At 73.3% G+C, this 20053-nt stretch carries 17 protein-coding genes; 8 read left to right on the plus strand and 9 right to left on the minus strand.

What is annotated here, in order from left to right; genetic code table 11:
- The first annotated feature begins 42 nt into the window (after positions 1 to 42).
- Positions 43 to 1911 carry a translational GTPase TypA gene (typA, locus tag ACN27D_RS03435; protein WP_121682992.1) on the plus strand — a complete coding sequence of 623 codons (1869 nt, stop codon included), beginning with the start codon at positions 43 to 45 and terminating at the stop codon, positions 1909 to 1911.
- A gap of 583 nt (positions 1912 to 2494) precedes the next feature.
- Here typA and ACN27D_RS03440 read toward each other — a convergent pair.
- A complete protein-coding gene (locus ACN27D_RS03440) occupies positions 2495 to 3160 on the minus strand; it encodes a class I SAM-dependent methyltransferase (RefSeq protein ID WP_121686264.1) in 666 nt (221 codons plus the stop codon).
- A gap of 73 nt (positions 3161 to 3233) precedes the next feature.
- Here ACN27D_RS03440 and ACN27D_RS03445 point away from each other — a divergent pair, with 73 nt between their 5' ends.
- A complete protein-coding gene (locus ACN27D_RS03445) occupies positions 3234 to 4097 on the plus strand; it encodes a serine hydrolase (RefSeq protein ID WP_421498518.1) in 864 nt (287 codons plus the stop codon).
- Positions 4098 to 4102: 5 nt separating this feature from the next.
- On the opposite strand, the gene ACN27D_RS03450 is transcribed toward ACN27D_RS03445, so the two are convergent.
- Positions 4103 to 4900 carry a tyrosine-protein phosphatase gene (locus ACN27D_RS03450; protein ID WP_121686262.1) on the minus strand — a complete coding sequence of 266 codons (798 nt, stop codon included), beginning with the start codon at positions 4898 to 4900 and terminating at the stop codon, positions 4103 to 4105.
- Positions 4901 to 4944: 44 nt separating this feature from the next.
- Here ACN27D_RS03450 and ACN27D_RS03455 point away from each other — a divergent pair, with 44 nt between their 5' ends.
- Both ACN27D_RS03455 and ACN27D_RS03460 read left to right on the plus strand, forming a co-directional pair.
- Positions 4945 to 6042 carry a mandelate racemase/muconate lactonizing enzyme family protein gene (locus ACN27D_RS03455; RefSeq protein ID WP_421498519.1) on the plus strand — a complete coding sequence of 366 codons (1098 nt, stop codon included), beginning with the start codon at positions 4945 to 4947 and terminating at the stop codon, positions 6040 to 6042.
- A 57-nt stretch (positions 6043 to 6099) separates the two neighbouring features.
- The gene (locus ACN27D_RS03460) at positions 6100 to 7230 is read left to right on the plus strand and encodes an NlpC/P60 family protein (protein WP_421498520.1); all 1131 of its coding nucleotides are present in this window, start codon (positions 6100 to 6102) and stop codon (positions 7228 to 7230) included.
- Between the two features lie 57 nt (positions 7231 to 7287).
- Here the strand turns inward: ACN27D_RS03460 and ACN27D_RS03465 are convergent, their stop codons facing one another.
- Positions 7288 to 8286: a TerC family protein gene (locus ACN27D_RS03465; RefSeq protein WP_013287495.1), complete on the minus strand. Its 999-nt coding sequence runs from the start codon at positions 8284 to 8286 to the stop codon at positions 7288 to 7290.
- Between the two features lie 390 nt (positions 8287 to 8676).
- Between ACN27D_RS03465 and ACN27D_RS03470 the strand changes: the two genes are divergently transcribed.
- Positions 8677 to 8970 carry an antibiotic biosynthesis monooxygenase family protein gene (locus ACN27D_RS03470; RefSeq protein ID WP_013287496.1) on the plus strand — a complete coding sequence of 98 codons (294 nt, stop codon included), beginning with the start codon at positions 8677 to 8679 and terminating at the stop codon, positions 8968 to 8970.
- Between the two features lie 108 nt (positions 8971 to 9078).
- On the opposite strand, the gene ACN27D_RS03475 is transcribed toward ACN27D_RS03470, so the two are convergent.
- The 4 genes from ACN27D_RS03475 to uvrB form a co-directional block, all read right to left on the minus strand.
- Positions 9079 to 9978, minus strand: a complete 900-nt coding sequence (locus ACN27D_RS03475; RefSeq protein ID WP_421498521.1) for a DUF5753 domain-containing protein — start codon at positions 9976 to 9978, stop codon at positions 9079 to 9081.
- An 85-nt stretch (positions 9979 to 10063) separates the two neighbouring features.
- Positions 10064 to 10432 (minus strand): VOC family protein, encoded by a 369-nt coding sequence (locus ACN27D_RS03480; protein WP_120568895.1) that lies wholly within the window; start codon positions 10430 to 10432, stop codon positions 10064 to 10066.
- A gap of 24 nt (positions 10433 to 10456) precedes the next feature.
- Complete coding sequence (locus tag ACN27D_RS03485) at positions 10457 to 11293, minus strand: helix-turn-helix domain-containing protein (RefSeq protein ID WP_421498522.1); 837 nt, start codon at positions 11291 to 11293, stop codon at positions 10457 to 10459.
- A 25-nt stretch (positions 11294 to 11318) separates the two neighbouring features.
- Positions 11319 to 13424, minus strand: a complete 2106-nt coding sequence (uvrB, locus tag ACN27D_RS03490) for an excinuclease ABC subunit UvrB (protein WP_120568893.1) — start codon at positions 13422 to 13424, stop codon at positions 11319 to 11321.
- Between the two features lie 296 nt (positions 13425 to 13720).
- Between uvrB and ACN27D_RS03495 the strand changes: the two genes are divergently transcribed.
- Positions 13721 to 15334: a hypothetical protein gene (locus ACN27D_RS03495; protein ID WP_421498523.1), complete on the plus strand. Its 1614-nt coding sequence runs from the start codon at positions 13721 to 13723 to the stop codon at positions 15332 to 15334.
- Positions 15335 to 15371: 37 nt separating this feature from the next.
- Here ACN27D_RS03495 and coaE read toward each other — a convergent pair whose 3' ends face one another.
- Positions 15372 to 16550 carry a dephospho-CoA kinase gene (gene coaE, locus ACN27D_RS03500; RefSeq protein ID WP_421498524.1) on the minus strand — a complete coding sequence of 393 codons (1179 nt, stop codon included), beginning with the start codon at positions 16548 to 16550 and terminating at the stop codon, positions 15372 to 15374.
- Between the two features lie 161 nt (positions 16551 to 16711).
- Positions 16712 to 18241 carry a 30S ribosomal protein S1 gene (gene rpsA / locus ACN27D_RS03505; RefSeq protein ID WP_121682996.1) on the minus strand — a complete coding sequence of 510 codons (1530 nt, stop codon included), beginning with the start codon at positions 18239 to 18241 and terminating at the stop codon, positions 16712 to 16714.
- A 313-nt stretch (positions 18242 to 18554) separates the two neighbouring features.
- On the opposite strand from rpsA, the gene ACN27D_RS03510 reads away from it, so the two are divergent.
- Both ACN27D_RS03510 and ACN27D_RS03515 read left to right on the plus strand, forming a co-directional pair.
- Entirely contained in the window at positions 18555 to 19358 is an 804-nt protein-coding gene (locus ACN27D_RS03510; RefSeq protein ID WP_421498525.1) for a class I SAM-dependent methyltransferase, read from the plus strand.
- 108 nt (positions 19359 to 19466) lie between these two features.
- Positions 19467 to 20018: a Uma2 family endonuclease gene (locus tag ACN27D_RS03515; protein ID WP_421501104.1), complete on the plus strand. Its 552-nt coding sequence runs from the start codon at positions 19467 to 19469 to the stop codon at positions 20016 to 20018.
- Positions 20019 to 20053 lie beyond the last annotated feature (35 nt).

Raw genomic sequence — 20053 nt, forward strand, 5'->3', positions numbered from 1 at the left:
CCGAGGCGTGCCCCGGCAACCGCAGACAGGAGTATGGAGGGTATGCAGCTACGCACCGACCTCCGCAACGTCGCCATCATCGCCCACGTCGACCACGGCAAGACGACCCTGGTCGACGCCATGTTGCGGCAGGCCGGCGCCTACGGCGCCCGTGGTGAGACCACCGAGCGGGTCATGGACTCGATGGACCTCGAGCGCGAGAAGGGCATCACCATCCTCGCCAAGAACACCGGCGTGCGGTACATGCCGGCGGACGGCTCGGAACCGGTCACCATCAACATCATCGACACCCCCGGTCACGCCGACTTCGGCGGCGAGGTCGAGCGCGGCCTGACCATGGTCGACGGTGTGGTGCTGCTGGTCGACGCCAGCGAGGGCCCCCTGCCGCAGACCCGGTTCGTGCTCCGCAAGGCGCTGCGCGCCCGGCTGCCGATCATCCTGGTGATCAACAAGGTGGACCGTCCGGACGCCCGGATCAAGGAGGTCGTGGACGACACCTACGAGCTGTTCCTCGACCTGGACGCCGACGAGGAGCAGATCGACTTCCCGATCGTCTACGCCTGCGCCCGCGACGGCATCGCCTCGCTGACCCAGCCCGCCGACGGCGCCGTCCCGGACGACAGCAGCAACCTGGAGCCGCTGTTCCGCACGCTGCTGGACACCATCCCCGCGCCCGCGTACGACGAGGGCGCGCCGCTCCAGGCCCACGTCACCAACCTCGACGCCTCGCCGTTCCTGGGCCGGCTCGCGCTGTGCCGGGTCCGCCAGGGCACGATCAGCAAGGGCCAGACCGTGGCCTGGTGCCGCACCGACGGCAGCACCCAGCGGGTACGCATCTCCGAGCTGCTGATGACCGAGGGCCTGGAGCGCAAGCCGGCCGAGTCCGCCGGGCCGGGCGACATCATCGCCGTCGCCGGCATCCCGGAGATCATGATCGGTGAGACGCTGGCCGACGCCGAGAACCCGGTGCCGCTGCCGCTGATCACCGTGGACGAGCCGGCCATCTCGATGACCATCGGCACCAACAACTCGCCGCTGGTCGGCCGGGTCAAGGGCGCCAAGGTCACCGCCCGGATGGTCAAGGACCGGCTCGACAAGGAGCTGATCGGCAACGTCTCGCTGCGGGTGCTGCCCACCGAGCGGCCGGACGCCTGGGAGGTGCAGGGCCGCGGCGAGCTGGCCCTGGCGATCCTGGTCGAGCAGATGCGCCGCGAGTCCTTCGAGCTGACCGTCGGCAAGCCGCAGGTCGTCACCAAGGAGATCGACGGCAAGACCTGCGAGCCGGTCGAGCGGCTGACCATCGACTCCCCGGAGGAGTACCTGGGCGCCATCACCCAGCTCCTGGCCACCCGCAAGGGCCGGATGGAGCAGCTGGTCAACCACGGCACCGGCTGGATCCGGATGGAGTGGCTGGTCCCGGCGCGCGGCCTGATCGGCTTCCGGACCGAGTTCCTCACCGAGACCCGCGGCACCGGCATCCTGCACCACGTCTTCGAGTCGTACGAGCCGTGGTTCGGCGAGCTGCGCACCCGCAACAACGGGTCGCTGGTCGCCGACCGGTCCGGCGCGGTCACCGCGTTCGCGATGACCAACCTCCAGGAGCGCGGCCAGCTCTTCGTCGAGCCGGGCACCGAGGTGTACGAGGGCATGATCGTCGGCGAGAACTCCCGCTCCGACGACATGGACGTCAACATCACCAAGGAGAAGAAGCTCACCAACATGCGCTCGTCCACCGCGGACGAGACCGAGAAGCTGATCCCGCCGCGCAAGCTGTCCCTGGAGCAGGCGCTGGAGTTCTGCCGCGAGGACGAGTGCGTCGAGGTCACCCCGGCCGCGGTGCGCATCCGCAAGGTGGTGCTGGACCAGACCCAGCGCGGCCGGATGGCCGCCCGCCGCAAGCACGCCGGCTGACGCACCGCCCGCTCACGAGCCCACAACCGGAGCCCGGCCCGCCCCTTCGGCGGACCGGGCTCCCCCCTTCCCACCGGTCGCCGGCCGGCGGCCGGCGGTCGCCGGTCGATCATGAGGTTGGCGGCAGTTCCGGAGATCAAGTCCGCCGCCAACTTCATGATCGACGGGCGGGCGGGCGATCTTGGTACGAAATGGCCCTCATGGGGGCGCTTTCCTTCCAAGATCTCCGCGCGTCTCGTTGTGTGGACGCGGGATCCCGGTGCTCGGGATCAGGCGACGAGGGCGGCCGGTGCGGGCAGGGCGGGGGTGAGGTGAAGGGCGAGAGTGGATCGCCGGGCTGGAGCGAGGGCGGGCCGGCAGCGGAACCTGCCCGCCGACGGACGAGCGCGGCGACGGGCGCGAGACGACGCTACGGGCGCGAGGCTGGCGACAGATGCGAGACGGCGAGACGCGCCACGAGCCCACAGCGCGCAACCGGACGCGGGACAGCGCCACGAGCCCACACCGCGCAACCGGACGCGGGACGCACCACGGGGCCATTACCGCGCCTCGGACGCGAGGTGAAGTCACGGCAACGCTGGTGTCAGTGCGGTTTGGTGGCCGCCAGGGCCAGGACGTCGGGGACGGGGCCGGAACCGGACTCCACCACCCGGGTCAGCCGCAGTCCGGCGGCCGCCACGGCGTCCAGCAGTCCGGCCAGGGGCAGGTGCCAGGCGCCGACCCGGGCCCGGACCCCGACCGAGTTCCACGAGCGGACCGTGTGCTCACGCGAGGCGTACCCGCCGTCGATCACGATCCGCTCCGGTTCGGACCGGTCGGCGAACGCGCCGACGAAACACGGGTGCACGCCGACGTGCACCAGCCGGCCGCCGGGCGCCAGCACCCGCGCCGCCTCGGCGACCGCCGCCGGGTAGTCCGGCATGTCGGTGTGCGAGAGCACGCAGACCACCGCCGGCACGGCGCCGCCGGCCAGCGGCAGCGCGGTCGCGTCGGCCCGGGCCACCGGCAGCCGGGCGCGGGCGTGGCGCAGCTGCCCGCCGGACAGGTCCACCCCCACCGGTGTCCACCCGAGACGGCGCACCTCGGCCGCGTGCGCCCCGGTGCCGCAGCACAGGTCCACGCACCGGCCCGGCCCGTCGCCCAGCAGGTCGGCCAGCACCGACCGGACCCGGTCCATGTAGACCGACGAGGTCTCGCTGGCGTACTCCTCGTACCAGTCGGCGATGTCGTCGTACAACGGGGTCGTCATCTCCGCACGCTAGCCCCGTATCCGGGTCCGCCGCTGCCCCGCGTACGCCGCGGCGATCGGCTACGGTGCGGTCATGATCTGGGAGGAGCTCGACGCGCACCTGGACAAGGTGCCCGGCATCGTCTCCGCGTACGCGGGCCGGCCCGGCGCGCGACCCACGTGGATGCGGCGGGCCGACGCCACCCACTACGCGGCGAGCACCATGAAGCTCGCAGTGCTGGTGGCGCTGTTCCGCGCCGCCGAGGCCGGTCGGCTCGACCTGGACGCGCCGGTGCCGGTGCGCAACTCGTTCGACTCCGCGCTGTCCGGCGCGCCCCGGTTCGCCAACGACCGCGACTACGACAACGACGAGGCGGTCTGGGACCGCGTCGGCGGCGAGGCGTCGCTGCGCTGGCTCGCCGAGCGGATGATCGTCCGGTCCAGCAACCTGGCCACGAACATCTGCATCGGCCAGGTGGGGCTGCCCGCCGTGGCGCAGGCGTGGGCGCTCGCCGGGGCGCGGCACAGCGTCACCGGCCGCGGCATCGAGGACTTCGCCGCCCGCGACTCCGGCATCGACAACCTGGTCACCGCCGCCGACCTGGCCGCACTGCTCGGTGAGCTGGCGCTCGGCGCGACCCGGCCCGGCCCGCTCGCCTCACCGGCCGGCTGCGCCGCCATGCTCGACGTGCTCGTCGCGCAGGAACACCGCGAGGACCTGGCCGCCGGGCTGCCCGACGGCACCCGGATCGCGCACAAGAACGGCTGGGTACGCGGCGTGCGACACGGCGCGGGCGTGGTGTTCCCGGACGACGCGCCGCCGTACACGATCGTCGTCTGCACCACCACCGACCTGGCCGACGGCGGCGCGGACGGCGAGGTCGAGGACGACGCCTGCCGCCTGATCGCGCACGTCTCGGAGCGGGTCTGGGCCGCCCGGCACGACCTGGCTGGCTGACCCAGCTACTCCAGCAGCCGCTCGCGCAATGCGGCGCGGTCGGCGTCGGTCACCCCCAGACCGTCCCGCAGGTACGCCTCGAACGAGCCGTGCGCGCGGCGCACCTCGTCGTAGGCGGCGTCCAGGTATTCCGGGCGCACCTCCAGCAGCGGCCGGGCCACCGCCGGGTCCAGGTCCGGCCGGCGCTGGATCATCGCCGACAGCAGCACCTCGCGCAGGCTCTCGGTCAGCTCGTTGTGCACGAGGTAGTCGGCGCGGATCGCCTCCTCCTCCACCCCCAGCGCGGTCAGCAGCACCACCGACAGCCAGCCGGTCCGGTCCTTGCCGGCCGAGCAGTGGAACAGCAGCGGCAGGTTCGCGCCGTCGGCGGCCAGCCGCACCGCTTCGCCGAACCCGGCCCGCGCCGACTCACCGGTGACGAACCAGCGGTAGATCGCCGTCATCGCCCCCGGCATGCCCTCGCGGGCCAGCGCCGCGTACGCGTCCAGGTCGTGGCCCTGCAACACCGCCGAGACGTACGTGAACACCGGGTGCGCCGCGTCGTAGACCGGCAGGTGCACGGTGCGGGGCTCCCCCACCAGCCGGTCCGGCGGGGCCACCGCCTGCTCGTGGACGTCGCGCAGGTCCACCACGCACGCCGGGCCGAGCTTGCCCAGCACCGGCAGGTCCTCGTCGGTCAGCCGGCCCAGCGCGGGCGTGCGGATGAGCCGTCCCGCCCGTACCCGCCGCCCGTCGGTCGTCGGCAGTCCACCCAGGTCACGCGCATTCGGCGCGCCCACCAGCTCCCATTCCCGCCCGGCCATCGGCCCTCCCCTGCTCGGTGCCAGTTGGCTATAGGGTGCCCCACATGACGATCGCCGCGGTACGCACCCACCGGCTCTCGGCCCCCTTACACACCCCGTTCGTCACCGCGCTGCGCCGCACCACCACCGTGGACACGCTGGTCGTGGAGGTGATCGACGGCGACGGGCGCTCGGGTTTCGGGGAGGCGCCGCAGGTCTGGCAGGTCACCGGCGCGTCGGTGGCGGGCGCCGAGGCGTGCGTCCGCGAGATGCTCGCGCCGCTGCTGATCGGCCGCGACGCCGACGACCTCCAGGCGGCCTGCGCGCTGGTGCGCCGCGCCGTGGTGGGCAACGAGTCGGCGAAGGCGGCGCTCGACGTGGCGCTGCACGACCTGGCCGCGCGGCGGCTCGGCGTACCCCTGGTGCGTCTGCTCGGCGGCACGGCGCTGCGCGTGCCGACCGACGTCACGCTGGCGGCCGGTGACGCGGTGGACCTGGCCGCGACGGCGGCGCGGCGCGGTGCCGAGGGGTTCACCGTGCTCAAGCTCAAGGTCGGCACGGACGCCCGCGGCGACCTGGACCGGGTCCGTGCGGTGCGGGCCGCGGTCGGGCCGGACGTGCGGATCCGGCTGGACGCCAACCAGGGCTGGACGCCCCGGGAGGCGGTCCGGGTGATCCGGGCGATCGAGGACGCGGGGCTCGACGTGGAACTGGTCGAGCAGCCGGTGCACCGCCGCGACCTGGACGGGCTGGCCTGGGTCAGCGACCGGGTGGACCTGCCGATCCTGGCCGACGAGTCCGTCTTCGACGTGCGCGACCTGGTCGAGGTGATCCGGCGGCGGGCCGCCGACATGGTCAACGTGAAGCTGGCCAAGTGCGGCGGCCTGCAACCGGCCCGCACGCTGCTCGACCTGGCGGCCGCGCAGGGCATGGGCACCATCGTCGGTTCGATGATGGAGGGGCCGGTCGGGGTGGGCGCCGCAGCCAGCCTGGTCGCCGCCTACGGCACCACGGCCGTGTCGGACCTCGACGCCGCCTGGTGGCTGGCCTGGTCGCCGGTCGCCGGGGGCATCCGGTACGAGGGCGCGAGCGTGCTGCTGCCGGATGCGCCGGGGCTGGGCGTCACCGGGCTACGTGAAGCTAAAATTCAGACACATGCTTGAGCATCGTCAGAATTTTTCATATGGTCGCCCCGACGACCACCGCAGAGAGGGGTACGCGTGGCGCCTCAGCCCGGCCGCCGGGCCGTCGTACGGGTACCGGTGGCGACCCTCTGGACCGCGCCCGAGGCGGTACGCCCGATCGATTGTCCCGCCCTCGCCGGCTCCCCCGACGTCGCCGCCTGGATCGCCGGCATGGACCGCGACCAGCTCGTCGGTGACTGCGTCCTGACCCAGCTGCTGCTCGGCGAGCCGGTGCGCGTCACCGAGACCCGGCCGGACGGCTGGGTACGGGTGGTGGCGCTGGGCCAGCCCGCGGCGAAGCTCGGCGCGGACGGCTACCCGGGCTGGCTGCGGGCCGCCCACCTGGCCGATCCCGCCGACGCCGGCCCGTCCTCCACTCATCCGGCCGACGCCGGCCCCGCCGGCCCCGCTCTGTCCGGCACCGTTCCGGCCGGGCCGGTCGGTGCCGGCCCATCCGGTCCTGGCCCGTCCGGTCCCGGTCCGTCCGGCTCCGGTCCTTCCGGCTCCGGTCCGTCCGGTCCTGTCCCCGCCGGTAGCGGTTCGGCCGGTTCCGGTTCCGGTCCGGCCGGCACCGGTTCGGCCGCCGACCGGCCGCTGACCGTCGACGTCGCCCACACCGCGTTGCGCGCCGGGCCGGACGGCGACGCGGCGCTCACCGGCGTGGTCCTCGGCACCCGGCTCACCCCGGCCGGGCCGGCGGTGGACGGCAGACGACCGGTCCGCGTACCCGGGCGGCCCGACCCGCTCTGGGCCACGGAGGACGACCTGGTGCCGCTGCCCGCCGAGCGTCCGGAGGCCGAGAAGGTGCTCGCGGTCGCCGAGCGGCTGCGCGACCTGGTCTACGTCTGGGGCGGCATGTCCACCGACGGCATCGACTGCTCCGGGCTGGTGCACCTGGCCTGGCGGCGGTACGGGATCACGCTCCCCCGCGACGCCGACGACCAGGCGGCGGCGACCTCGCGGGTGCCGCTGGACGCCGAGCGCCCCGGCGACCTCTACTTCTTCGCCCGGCCCGGCCGGCGCATCCACCACGTCGGGATCGTGTCGGCCGAGCCGCGCGGCGGCCGGCGCCGGATGCTGCACGCCTGCTATCTGACCCGCCGGGTGGTCGAGGAGGAGCTGCCCGCCGACCGGACCGCCACCCTCGTCGGCGCCCACCGCGTCTGACCCCGGACACGCCGCGGGGCGCCCCCGGGATGGGAGCGCCCCGGCGGTACGGGTGGGTCAGCGGCGGGCCTGAGCCAGTTCCCGGCGCCGGTCCCGCGACGACTTCGCCAGGCTGGCGGCCGTGGCCACGGCCAGGGTGCCGAGGATGACCGTGAGCGAGAGCCAGATCGGGATGTGCGGGGCCCACGCCACGTGCTCGCCGCCGTTGATGAACGGCAGGTTGTTCTCGGCCAGCGCCTCCAGCACCAGCTTGACGCCGATGAAGCCGAGCACCACGGCGAGGCCGTAGCTGAGGTAGATGAGCCGGTCCAGCAGGCCGCCGAGCAGGAAGTAGAGCTGCCGCAGTCCCATCAGCGCGAACACGTTGGCGGTGAAGACCAGGTACGGCTCCTGGGTGATGCCGAAGATCGCCGGGATCGAGTCCAGCGCGAAGATCAGGTCGGTGGTGCCGATCGCGATCATCACGATCAGCATCGGGGTGAACAGGCGCCGCCCGTGTTCGTGGGTGGTCATCCGCGCGCCGTCGTAGTCGCGGGACAGCGGCAGCGCCTTGCGGCTCCACCGGATCAGCAGGTTTTCGCTGAACTCGTCCTCGTCCGGCTCGCCCTGCCGGGCCAGGTTCACCGCGGTGTAGATGAGGAACGCGCCGAAGATGTAGAACACCCAGGAGAACTGGGAGATCAGCGCCGCGCCGGCCGCGATGAAGCCACCCCGCATGATCAGCGCCAGGATGATGCCGACGAGCAGCACCTTCTGCTGATACTGCCGGGGCACCCCGAACCGGGCCATGATGATCACGAAGACGAAGAGGTTGTCCACCGAGAGGCTGTACTCGGTGAGCCAGCCGGTGTAGAACTCCCCTGCCACGCGGCCACCCGCGGTGAGCCAGAGGACCACGCCGAAGAGCAGCGCCAGGCCGACGTAGAAGCCCACCCACAGGCTGGACTCGCGGACGCTCGGCTCGTGCGGCCGCCGGCCGATGATGAACAGGTCGGCGAGCAGGACCGCGATCATCGCGATCAGCGTTACCGCCCACACCAATGCGGACACGTTCAAATCCATCCTCCGGCAGACACGCTGCGTCGGGCACACCGTACGCCCGGGTGCGGTGCCGGGGTGCGTCGACGCTGACAGGGGTGACTGTCGGAGGTCTCTTCCGCCGGAGCCCGCGTGCCGGGTTCCGACCGACGGAGCCGGGTCGGGCCACCGGGGGTGCCGGCGCTCTTCCGTGCTGACGACTCCGTCGCGGGGGAATACTCCCCTCCTCGGCCGCCATTGTTCACCATCGCACCCGGGTGGCGCATCTCCGGGCCGCCCGTCGATGTCTCGACGTGCCGCGGCTCACGTCCCGCGGCGCGTCCTAGGAGGCTAGTCATGTGGCTGTGCGGGGCGCCGGGATGTCACCCGGGACGCACCGGCGGCGGGCCGGCATGGCAGGCTGCCAGCATGGTTCTTGAGGTCGCGCTGATCGATGTCACGCCCGGACACGAGGACGAGTTCGCCGCCGCCTATGCGCAGGCGCGGCCGATCCTCGCCGGCGCCGAGGGCTGCCGCTCCGTGCGGATGACGCGGGGCGTGGAGTCGCCCACCCGGTTCGTGCTGCTCGTCGAGTGGGACTCGGTCGAGGCGCACGACGTGAACTTCCGCCAGACCGAGCGGTTCGCGCAGTGGCGCGGCCTGATCGGCCCCCACTTCGCCGGCCCGCCGCTGGTCGAGCACTTCATCGACGTTCCGGCCTGAACTGTCGTACCGCTGTCGTAGCCTGCGCGCTGCGCGGCCACCGGTCCCGACGGTCATCGGGGGCGCCGGGCCCGGTGGTCGCGCCGCACCGACGGCGGGCCGTGCGCCTCACTCCAGCTCGTGCGGATCGCGCGGCCGGGGCACGGGCGCCGCACCGAGCCGCCGGGCCACCAGCTCGGCGGAGGCGTCCGCCGGCAGCGCCGCCGCCAGCAGCCGCTCGATGACGCGCTCGTAGTGGGTCACGTCCGCCTCGGCGACCAGCCGCAGGTCGGTCGTGAGCGTCTCCACCAGCACGGTGCGCGGGTCCTCCGGGTCCGGGTAGGAGTAGTACGAGAACGGCGCCAGCGGGTGCGGCCCGTCGCCGCTCGACGCCGCGGACCGCAGCACCCGGACGGTGACGCGGGGCCGTTCGGCGAGCGCGAGCAGGTGCCGCATCTGGTCGCGCCACACGTCGGAAGGCAGGCCGTCCGGGTCGCAGACGCGCTCGTCCACCAGCGCGGTGTAGTGCGGCGGGTCCGGCCGGATCAGCAGTTCCTGGCGCGCCACCCGGGCGCGCACGTCGGCCTCCACGTCCACCTCCCCGGCCAGCGCCGCGCCGGCCGACACGCGCAGCCGGGCGTACGCCGGGGTCTGGAGCAGCCCGGGCACGAGCACGCACTGGTACTCCACGATGCGCTCCGCGCCCGCCTCCAGCTCGGCGTACGCCCGCTGACGCTCCCCCATATCGCCGAGCGCCTTCGACCAGCCCCGGCCGGTGGCGGCGTCACGCGCGATGACGATCAGCTCGTCGCGCTGCGGCGACGGCACCTCGTAGACGTCGAGCAGGTCGAGCACGTCGGCCAGGTCGGGCCGGCTCTGCCCCAGCTCGATGCGGGACAGCTTCGAGGTGGACGCCCAGCCCAGCCGGGCGCAGACCTGTTCGAGCGTGAGCGACTCGCGACGACGCAGCCGGCGCAGCTCCACACCGAGCCGCGCCCTCCGGACCACAGGACTTGCTGACAACGGCATGCACGCCTCCCGGGAGGGAGCGTACGCATCACCGTCACGCTCGGCAATACCTCGCCCACACAGCGCAACCGTGCGGGCGACGCGGTCACGGGCGGTAGGTGCCGAACGACCAGACCAGCCCGATCAGGTCGCGCGCGACGTAGTCGCGGGAGCCGTAGTCGGTGTCGAACGGCGCCCGGACGATCTCCGCACCGGCCGCCCGGGCCCGCTCGTGATGCGCGTCGACGTCCTCGATCGCCAGGTAGACGCCGTAGTCGTCGTCGGCCGGGCGGGACCGCGGCGCCGGCCCCGGACCGAGCATCACCAGGTCGCCAGCGAACGCCAGCTCGACATGGACGACGGTGCCGTCAGGCAACTCGTGCACCTCGCGCACGGTCAGGCCGAACGCCGAACAGAGGAAGTCGACGGCGGCTCGCACGTCGGGATACCGCAAGACGGGATAGACGCTCTGCATGCCGTCAGTCTGCCGCCGGGCCGGTCAGACCGGATTGGACGAATGCGATCCAGGCCCGGTCAGCGCGGCCGGAGTGGCACCGGCGAACTCGCGGAACTCCCGGATCAGGTGTGACTGGTCGTAGTAGCCCCACCGGGCGGCCCGCTCCGCCCACCCGGCGTCGTCCGGCACGGCGGCGTCCACGGTGAGCAGCGTCCGGCCCAGGCTCGCGTACGCCCGCTCGAAGCGCAGCAGGCGGGCGACGGTCTTCGGCGGCAGGCCGAACTCCCGCCGGAACCGGACCGACAGGTGACGGCGGGACCAGCCCACCTCCCCGGCGAGCGCGGCCACGCCGACCGCTCCCCCGCTGCCGTCCAGGCGCCGCCAGGCCGCCAGCAGGTGCGGGTCCACCGGCGCGGTCGACGCCAGCCGCGCGACCAGGGCCGCGTCGAGCCGGGCGAAGCGCTCCGGCCAGCCCGGCTCGCCGGCCAGCTCGTCGCGCAGCCGGGCCAGCCAGCCCGCAACCGCGTCGACCGGCACCGCCCGGTTGGTCAGCTCGGCCAGCGGCAGCCCGAGCAGGCGGCGGGCCGCCGGGCCGGTCAGCAGCACCTGCACCCCGGTGCCCGTCCCGGCCGTCCGGGTGGCGCACCAGCCGTCGAACGGACCGGCCAGGAAGGCGTTTCCGGCGCATCCGCCCCGGTCGGGAACACGCGGGTCGGTCACGTCCAGCGGGTCGCCCCAGCCGAGGATCAGCACGACGAACGCGCCCGCCGCCTCCCGGCGCACGAGCGGGACGGGCGCGTCCTCGCGGTAGCCGAGGTAGCGGTCCACCCACTGGCGCAGCCGCGGGTCGGGCCGCCCGATGACGGCCTCGGTCAGCATCGCGCCGCCCCGGCCGTCGCGCCGGTCACCGGACCCCTGCGGCGTCCATCCCGCGCAGTTCCTTCTTGAGGTCGGCGACCTCGTCGCGGATCCGCGCGGCCAGCTCGAACTGCAACTCGCGCGCGGCGGCGAGCATCTGGTCGTTGAGCTCCTGGATGAGGTTGGCCAGGTCGGCCCGGGCCATCCCCTCGCGCGACGGGGTAGCGGCGGCGCCCCGGCGGCTGCGCGTCTCCTTGACCGGCGCCTTGCCCCGGGACAACTGCCGCACGGCCCCGCCGACGTTGCTGTTCTCGGTGTCCTCCGCCTCGCGGTAGATGTCGTCGAGGATGTCGTGGATCTTCTTGCGCAGCGGCTCCGGGCTGATGCCGTTCGCCTCGTTGTGCGCGATCTGCTTGGCCCGGCGCCGGTTGGTCTCGTCGATCGCGCTCGCCATCGACGGGGTGATCTTGTCGGCGTACATGTGGACCTGGCCGGAGACGTTACGGGCCGCGCGGCCGATGGTCTGGATCAGCGACCGGCCGCTGCGCAGGAAGCCCTCCTTGTCGGCGTCGAGGATCGCCACGAGCGAGACCTCGGGCAGGTCGAGGCCCTCCCGGAGCAGGTTGATGCCGACCAGCACGTCGTAGTCGCCCTTGCGCAGCTCGCGCAGCAGCTCGACGCGGCGCAGCGTGTCGACCTCGGAGTGCAGGTAGCGCACCCGGATGCCGTTCTCCAGCAGGTAGTCGGAGAGATCCTCGGCCATCTTCTTGGTGAGCGTGGTGACGAGCACCCGCTCGTCGCGCTCGGTACGCAGCTTGATCTCGTGCATGAGGTCGTCGATCTGCCCCTTGGTCGGCTTGACAACCACCTCGGGGTCGATCAGGCCGGTGGGCCGGATCACCTGCTCGACGAACTCGCCCTGTGCCTGCTCCAGCTCCCACGGGCCGGGGGTCGCGGAGAGGAAGACCATCTGGCCCACCCGCTCCAGGAACTCGTCGAAGCGCAGCGGCCGGTTGTCAGCCGCGCTGGGGAGCCGGAAACCGTGGTCGATGAGCATCCGCTTACGGGAGGCGTCGCCCTCGTACATGCCGCCGATCTGCGGGATCGTCACGTGCGACTCGTCGACCACGGTGAGGAAGTCGTCGGGGAAGTAGTCGAGCAGACAGTGCGGCGGGCTGCCCGGCAGCCGGCCGTCGATGTGCATGGAGTAGTTCTCGATGCCGGAGCAGAAGCCCACCTGGCGCATCATCTCGATGTCGTAGGTGGTGCGCATGCGCAGCCGCTGGGCCTCCAGCAGCTTGCCCTGCCGTTCCAGCTCGGCCAGCCGCTCACCCAGCTCGGCCTCGATGTCGCGGATCGCCCGCTCCATCCGCTCCGGACCGGCGGCGTAGTGCGTGGCCGGGAAGATCATCAGACTGTCGACCTCGCGGACCACGTCACCGGTCAGCGGGTTGAGGTAGTAGAGCTTCTCGATCTCGTCACCGAACAGCTCGATCCGGACCGCCAGCTCCTCGTACGCCGGGATGATCTCCAGCGTGTCGCCGCGGACCCGGAACGTGCCGCGCTGGAAGGCCATGTCGTTGCGCGTGTACTGGATGTCGACCAGCCGGCGCAGCAACTGGTCGCGGTCCAGCTCCTGCCCGACCTTGACCCGCACGGCCCGGTCGAGGTATTCCTCCGGCGTGCCCAGGCCGTAGATCGCCGACACGGTGGCGACCACGATGACGTCCCGCCGGGTGAGCAGCGACATCGTGGCCGAGTGCCGCAGCCGCTCGACCTCCTCGTTGATCGAGGAGTCCTTCTCGATGTAGGTGTCGGTCTGCGGGATGTATGCCTCGGGCTGGTAGTAGTCGTAGTAGGAGACGAAGTATTCGACCGCGTTCTGCGGCAGCAGCTCGCCGAACTCCTTCGCGAGCTGGGCGGCGAGGGTCTTGTTGGGGGCGAGCACCAGGGTCGGCCGCTGGAGCCGCTCGACCAGCCACGCCGTGGTGGCGCTCTTGCCCGTGCCGGTCGCGCCGAGCAGCACCGTGTTGCGGTCGCCGCGCCGCACGCGACGCTCAAGCTCGTCGATGGCAGCCGGCTGGTCACCGGCCGGCTGGAACTCACTGACGACCTGGAAGCGGCCGTCGAGCCGGGGAATGTCGAGCGCCATGACACCAACGGTACGCCCGCGGTCCGACACTTCCGCCCACGACCACGGACCGTCCCTGATCGGCTTCGATATTCCCATTGTGTGGCTCATCTCACCGGTCTACCCTCGTACCGTAGGCCGCTCGCGGCGGCCGACCGGGCAGGTGATCGCCCCTCGCGGGCCGGTCGCCCCCGGCGCCAGGGCCGCAGCACCCGGGACGACCGGCGTGCGCGCCGACGGTGGTCGCGCGCAGCGCTGACCGGCCGCCGCGAGCGCCCCTGCTCGTCACCGAAACCCCGCTCTCGCGTTCTCCACTCGTGGGGACCTCTCCCGAGCGCCGGCCGCGACGCGAGCCCGACACCGGCACGCCCCCGCCCGCCGACGAGCCGGGCCGCCAGCGCGGCGCGAGCCGCCCGCACCGGCTCTCCGCCCGTGGCGACGGCGACCAGGCCGTCCCCCGGGAACCGGGCCGGGGTCACCGTCGCGGCCGCACCAGCACACCGACCCGGCCCGCCACGGTGGCCGGCCGGCGCCGCCGCGCCGACCCGCTCGCCGGCCGTCGTCCCACGCTCACCACCCGGCCGGGCGGCGACCCGGAACTGGACGGCGCCGACGACCCGCCGGACGGGCCGGACCGGCGCCGGATCGCGCTCGCCGCGCTCGTGGCAGCCGCCGCGATCTCCGCCGCGACGCTCGTCGCCGGCCTGCTGACCTGGGCACCCCACCGGGCCGACGAGACCGGGACGGCGCGCCCGCTCACCGCCGCCGAAGCCGACCGGGTGGCCGCGCTGCGGGTCACCAACCTGCGCGACGTACGCGCCGGCGTCCGGGTCACAGTCGGGGCCGACGCCGCCCGTACCGAACTGGTCGGCTGGGTCGACTGGGCCCGCCCCCTGGTCTACCTGGACGTCGGCGGCCCGGGCGCGGGCGCCGACCGGGGCCTGGTCCAGGCCACCGCGTCCGCGCTGCTGGTGCGGCCCGACCCCGGCGCGCTCCCCACCCCGGCCCGGCCCCCGCTGGTGCCGCCGGCGGACCGGTGGCGGATGCGGGAGGCGGCCGGCGGGCACGGCCTGGGCGCGGTACGCGACCTGCTGATCGGGCTCGGCGCCGACCGGGTCGACCGGCCCGCCACCGACGGCCGGTGGCTGCGCGACGACCGGGTCGGCGGCGTCCCGGTGGACGTGCTCCAGGCGCCCCTCGCACCGGCTGGTGACCCGCCGCCGACGCTGTGGGTGGACGCGGACGCCCGCCTGCACCGGCTCACCGGCCGGCTGGCCGACGGCACACCCGTCACCGTCGACCTGACCCGCGCCGACCGGCCCACCCTGCATCCGGTGGACGCCCTCGGCGGCCGGCCCGGGCAGCCCCGGGCGCTCACCGACGACGAGGCCGCCCGGCTGGCCGCGCTGCCCGCCCGGCTACGGGCACTGGGCGGCGCGGCGGTGACGGTGGCCGCTCCGCTCGCCCCGTCGGCCGACCTGCTGGCCGCCGGCACGGTGGACTGGACGAGCCCGTCGGCGTACCTCGCGGTGATCGAGGAGGGCAGCGGCCGGCGTACCCTCCGCTGGGCCCGGCCGGGACGGGTGGCGCAGGTGCAGCGGTCCCCGGACGGTCCCGCCACACCCCCGACGCCGGTGCCGCCCGCGCTGCTCGCGGCCCCCGCGCGCCCGCCCGGCGACGACCTGGACCGGCTGCTCGACGCGGCGCTGCGGGCGGCCCGGCGCCCGCCGGCCGGCGACATCGTCCGGGTCCGGGAGGACCGCTTGGGCGACCGGACGGTCGACGTGTTCGAGCTGCCGGGCGGCCGCCGCCTGTGGCTGGACCGCGGTGGTCTGCCGCGCCGGATGGAACTACGGACCGGGCCGGGCGTGTGGATCCGGCTCGACCTCACGCCGGGGCGCGCGGCGGGCAGCGGCGGGTCGTCGGCCTAGCGTCGCGCTGAACGGCCCGCGTTCGCGGGACGGCCCGTCAGGGCCGCCAGCCGGTCTGCGCGGCCCACTCCTCGGCGCGCAGGTGCTCCTCGTCGAACCAGGGATCGGTCACAGTGCCCCACGCGGCATGCTCCGGCGCGGCCGCCGCCAGATCCCGCTTCACCTGCAGGTAGTCGGCCCGCCGCGCCGGGTCGGCGCGCAGGTGGTCGCGCACCAGCAGCGCGTGGCGCCAGCCGGGCGAGCCGGCCTCCCGCAGGTGCAGGCGCACCGGGCGTCCCGGGTCCGCGCCGCCGTGCAGCCGCTTGGGCCAGCGCACCGGCTCCGGCTGCCGCGGGGCGTCCCACCAGTCGCCCGGCAGGCGCGGGAAACCCGCCTCGGCCAGCCGCTGCGCGAGCGGCCCGTCCGCCTCGTCGAGCGAGGACACCGTCACCTGGATGTCGATCACGTCCGGGGCGGCCAGCCCCGGCACCGCCGTGGAGCCGACGTGGTCGACCCGGATGTCACCGCCGGCCGCGTGGCGGATCCGGGCGGCCAGCCGGGCGTACTGCTCGGGCCAGGTCGGATCCGGTCCGGCGAGCGCCGCCGGGTCCGGTGGGACGGCGCGGCGCTCGCGGACGTTGCGCTCGTAGGGCAGCAGGCGGTCGCGCCAGAGGGCGTCCACCGCGGCGTGCAGCTGGGTGAGCGTGCCGTCGTTCGGGAGCAGCACGTCCGCGACCGCGCGGCGGGTCTCGTCGTCGGCCTGCGCGGCGATGCGCCGCTGCGCCTCCGCCGGGGCCATGCCCCGGTCGCGGGTCAGCCGGGCCATCCGGGTCGGCACGGCCGTCTGCACCACGACCACCAGGTGGTACGTCGGCGCGAGTCCCACCTCGACCAGCAGCGGTACGTCGTTCACCACGATCGCGTCGGCGGGAGCGGCGGCGACCAGTTCGGCGCTGCGTGCGCGTACCCGCGGATGGGTGATCCCTTCGAGCGTGCGGCGGGCGGCCTCGTCGCCGAAGACCAGCGCGCCGAGGGCGGCCCGATCCAGCGCCCCGTCGGCGTCCAGGACCTTGTCGGAGAAGGCGGCGACCACCTCGGCCAGCCCGTCGGTGCCGGGCGCGACGATCTCCCGGGCGATGCGGTCCGAGTCGACGATCACCGCGCCCAGCGCGGCGAGGCGGCTCGCCACCGCGCTCTTGCCCGATCCGATTCCGCCGGTCAGCCCCACCTTCAGCACCCGGACAGTCAACCGGATCGCTCGTCGGCATGCCAAACCGCCCCGGCGTACGACGCGGGCCCCGCCCCCGGCGCTCCGCTGGTGCGGAACGCGGGGACGGGGCCCGTCGTCAGAGGCAGTCGCCGATTCGTCCGGTGGGACGAACCCGCGTCAGCATCCGGTCACTTGCCGCCGGCGAGCTTCTCCCGCAGCGCGGCGAGCGCCTCGTCGGTCGCGAGCGTGCCGGCCGGCTCCTCGGCCTGACGGCTCGGGGCCGAGGTCGAGGTGGTGGTGCCGCTGGTGACGGGCGGAGCCGGGTTGGCAGCGGCCTCGGCGTCGGCGGCACGGGAGGTCTGCACCTGCTTGGTGTGGGCCTCCCAGCGCTGACGCGCCTCGGCGTACTGCTGCTCCCAGGTCTCGCGCTGCTTGTCGTAGCCCTCGAGCCACTCGCCCGTCTCCGGGTCGAAGCCCTCCGGGTAGATGTAGTTGCCCTGCTCGTCGTACGTCGCGGCCATGCCGTAGAGGGTCGGGTCGAAGTGCTCCTCGCCCTCGACGAAGCCCTCGTTGGCCTGCTTGAGCGACAGCGAGATCCGGCGGCGCTCCAGGTCGATGTCGATGACCTTGACCATGACCTCGGAGCCGACCTGCACGACCTGCTCCGGGATCTCCACGTGGCGCTCGGCCAGCTCGGAGATGTGGACCAGGCCCTCGATGCCGTCGTCCACCCGGACGAACGCGCCGAACGGCACCAGCTTGGTGACCTTACCCGGCACGATCTGCTGGATCGCGTGGGTGCGGGCGAACTGACGCCACGGGTCCTCCTGCGTCGCCTTCAGCGACAGCGAGACCCGCTCGCGGTCCAGGTCGACGTCCAGGACCTCGACCTCGACCTCCTGGCCCACCTCGACGACCTCGGACGGGTGGTCGATGTGCTTCCAGGACAGCTCGGAGACGTGCACGAGGCCGTCCACGCCGCCCAGGTCGACGAACGCGCCGAAGTTGACGATCGAGGAGACGACGCCCTTGCGGACCTGCCCCTTCTGGAGCTTGTTGAGGAACTCGGTGCGCACCTCGGACTGCGTCTGCTCCAGCCAGGCACGGCGGGACAGGACCACGTTGTTGCGGTTCTTGTCCAGCTCGATGATCTTGGCTTCGAGCTCGCGGCCGACGTACGGCTGCAGGTCACGCACACGCCGCATCTCGACGAGCGACGCGGGCAGGAAGCCACGCAGGCCGATGTCGAGGATGAGACCACCCTTGACGACCTCGATGACCGAGCCGCGGACGACGCCGTCCTCGTCCTTGATCTTCTCGATCGTGCCCCAGGCCCGCTCGTACTGCGCCCGCTTCTTGGAGAGGATCAGCCGACCCTCCTTGTCCTCCTTCTGGAGGACGAGGGCCTCGATGTGGTCGCCCACCGAAACGACCTCGGCCGGGTCCACGTCGTGCTTGATCGACAGCTCCCGAGAGGGGATGACACCCTCGGTCTTGTAGCCGATGTCGAGCAGGACCTCGTCCCGATCGACCTTGACGACGGTGCCTTCGACAATGTCGCCGTCGTTGAAGTACTTGATGGTCTCGTCGATCGCGGCGAGGAAAGCTTCCTCAGAGCCGAGGTCGTCGTGGGTGACCTTGTTGGCGCTCGAGGTGGCCTCGATGCTGCTCGTCATGTGGGCGGTTGCTCCGGTCGGATGGGTTGTCACAGCGGGCATGGGTGTCGCAGTGACTCTTCCGCGCCAGCGGATCCGTCGCCGGGCACACCGAACGATCGACGCGAGAAGATCATTAGTGGCTCCGGTGACCGCGCACCTGCTCCCTGCCGAGGCACACGATCCGCGAGCGCATCGTCTAGCCTACCCGCTGCATTACCACAGCGTGCAAGCCCTCCCGGGTCCGTGCGAACTCATCCGCTGCGAAAGCGGAGATTTTGCTCGGTAAGGTGCCACAGCTGTCTCGTCCGTCACACCCGCCCCAGCCGCCACCCCCACCGCACCGGGTCCGGGCCGCCGGACCTAGCGTGAACCCGTGGACGACGACAGGGTGACCCGCCGACGGGTCGACGCCGGCGAGATCCGCCGCGCCAACCGCGGATGGTGGGACACCGACGCCGACGCGTACCAGGCCGAGCACGGCGCGTTCCTCGGCGACGCCGACTTCGTCTGGTGCCCGGAAGGGCTGCGCGAGGCCGACGCCCGGCTGCTCGGCGACGTGACCGGCCGGCGCATCCTCGAACTCGGCGCCGGAGCGGCCGCCGCCGCCCGCTGGCTCGCCACCCAGGGCGCCCGGCCGGTCGCGCTGGACCTGTCCGCCGGCATGCTGCGGCACGCCGCCGAGGCCGCCGACCGCACCGGGGTACGCGTGCCGCTGGTGCAGGCCGACGCGCTCGCCCTGCCGTTCGCCGACGCCGCGTTCGACGCCGTCTGCACCGCGTTCGGCGCGATCCCGTTCGTGGACGACTCGGCGGCGTCGATGCGCGAGGTGGCGAGGGTGCTGCGCCCCGGCGGCCGGTGGGTCTTCTCGGTCACCCACCCGATGCGCTGGATCTTCCTGGACGACCCGGGCGAGGGCGGGCTGACCGCCGTGCACTCGTACTTCGACCGCTCCCCCTACGTCGAGCAGGACGAGCACGGCGTGGCCACGTACGTCGAGCAGCACCGCACCCTGGGCGACCGGATCCGGGAGCTGGTCGGCGCCGGTTTCCGCCTGCTGGACCTGGTGGAACCGGAGTGGCCGGCCGGGCACGAGGGGATCTGGGGCCAGTGGAGCCCGCTGCGCGGCCGGCTGTTCCCCGGCACCGCCATCTTCGTCGCCGAGAAGCCGGCACGCTGAGCGCCGTCGCACCTCAGGTGCGACACGGGCTCCGGCACCCGGCGGTACGCTCGCCGCATGAGCGCCGAGCCCGTCCCGACATCACCTGGCCCCTGGTGTCCGGACCCGATGCGGCAGCAGCGTGCGGACTACACGCTGGAGGATCTGCTCACCCTGCCGGACGACGCCCCCCGCGTCGAACTCGTCGACGGAGTCTTCCAGGTGACGCCCTCCCCCACCCTGAGCCACCAGACAATCTCCAGCCTGCTGTGGCTCTGGCTTCGATCGCACGCACCGGCTCACCTACGGGCGTCCCAAGCCATCGGGGTCGGACTCAGCCCGAACACCAGCCGGCAACCGGACGTCCTGCTCCACCACGCCGGGCTGCCGAGCGACCGGTCCCTCCTGCGACCGGCGGACGTCGTCCTGGCCGTCGAGATCGTCTCCCCCGGCACCCGGCGGGTCGACCGGTTCGCCAAGCCGGGCGAGTACGCCGCCGCAGGGATTCCCTTCTACTGGCGGATCGAGCAGGATCCGGTGCACCTCTACGCGTACCGCCTCGGTGACCGGATCGGCCCGGGCGGCGAGCGGCAGTACGAACTGGTGGACGACGGCAGCGAGGTGATCGAGCTGCCCGAGCCCTTCGCGATCAAGCTGCCGATCGCGGAGATCCGGCCCTGACGACGCCGTTACTCGGTATCCACTCGGGGTAACCG

The organism is Micromonospora sp. WMMD1274, assembly GCF_049179035.1.
In the GTDB taxonomy this organism is placed as follows: domain Bacteria; phylum Actinomycetota; class Actinomycetes; order Mycobacteriales; family Micromonosporaceae; genus Micromonospora; species Micromonospora tulbaghiae.

Excerpts from the sequence above, each read along its gene's own strand:
- ACN27D_RS03485 (WP_421498522.1), bottom strand. The coding sequence starts at position 11,293 with ATGCTGACCGAGGCCGTCATCGGGCGGCCCGACCCGCGGCTGCGCCAG.
- ACN27D_RS03515 (WP_421501104.1), top strand. The coding sequence starts at position 19,467 with ATGCGGCAGCAGCGTGCGGACTACACGCTGGAGGATCTGCTCACCCTG.
- ACN27D_RS03440 (WP_121686264.1), bottom strand. The coding sequence starts at position 3,160 with ATGACGACCCCGTTGTACGACGACATCGCCGACTGGTACGAGGAGTAC.
- ACN27D_RS03475 (WP_421498521.1), bottom strand. The coding sequence starts at position 9,978 with ATGCCGTTGTCAGCAAGTCCTGTGGTCCGGAGGGCGCGGCTCGGTGTG.
- ACN27D_RS03450 (WP_121686262.1), bottom strand. The coding sequence starts at position 4,900 with ATGGCCGGGCGGGAATGGGAGCTGGTGGGCGCGCCGAATGCGCGTGAC.
- ACN27D_RS03455 (WP_421498519.1), top strand. The coding sequence starts at position 4,945 with ATGACGATCGCCGCGGTACGCACCCACCGGCTCTCGGCCCCCTTACAC.
- ACN27D_RS03445 (WP_421498518.1), top strand. The coding sequence starts at position 3,234 with ATGATCTGGGAGGAGCTCGACGCGCACCTGGACAAGGTGCCCGGCATC.
- uvrB (WP_120568893.1), bottom strand. The coding sequence starts at position 13,424 with ATGGCGCTCGACATTCCCCGGCTCGACGGCCGCTTCCAGGTCGTCAGT.
- ACN27D_RS03470 (WP_013287496.1), top strand. The coding sequence starts at position 8,677 with ATGGTTCTTGAGGTCGCGCTGATCGATGTCACGCCCGGACACGAGGAC.
- rpsA (WP_121682996.1), bottom strand. The coding sequence starts at position 18,241 with ATGCCCGCTGTGACAACCCATCCGACCGGAGCAACCGCCCACATGACG.
- ACN27D_RS03480 (WP_120568895.1), bottom strand. The coding sequence starts at position 10,432 with ATGCAGAGCGTCTATCCCGTCTTGCGGTATCCCGACGTGCGAGCCGCC.
- typA (WP_121682992.1), top strand. The coding sequence starts at position 43 with ATGCAGCTACGCACCGACCTCCGCAACGTCGCCATCATCGCCCACGTC.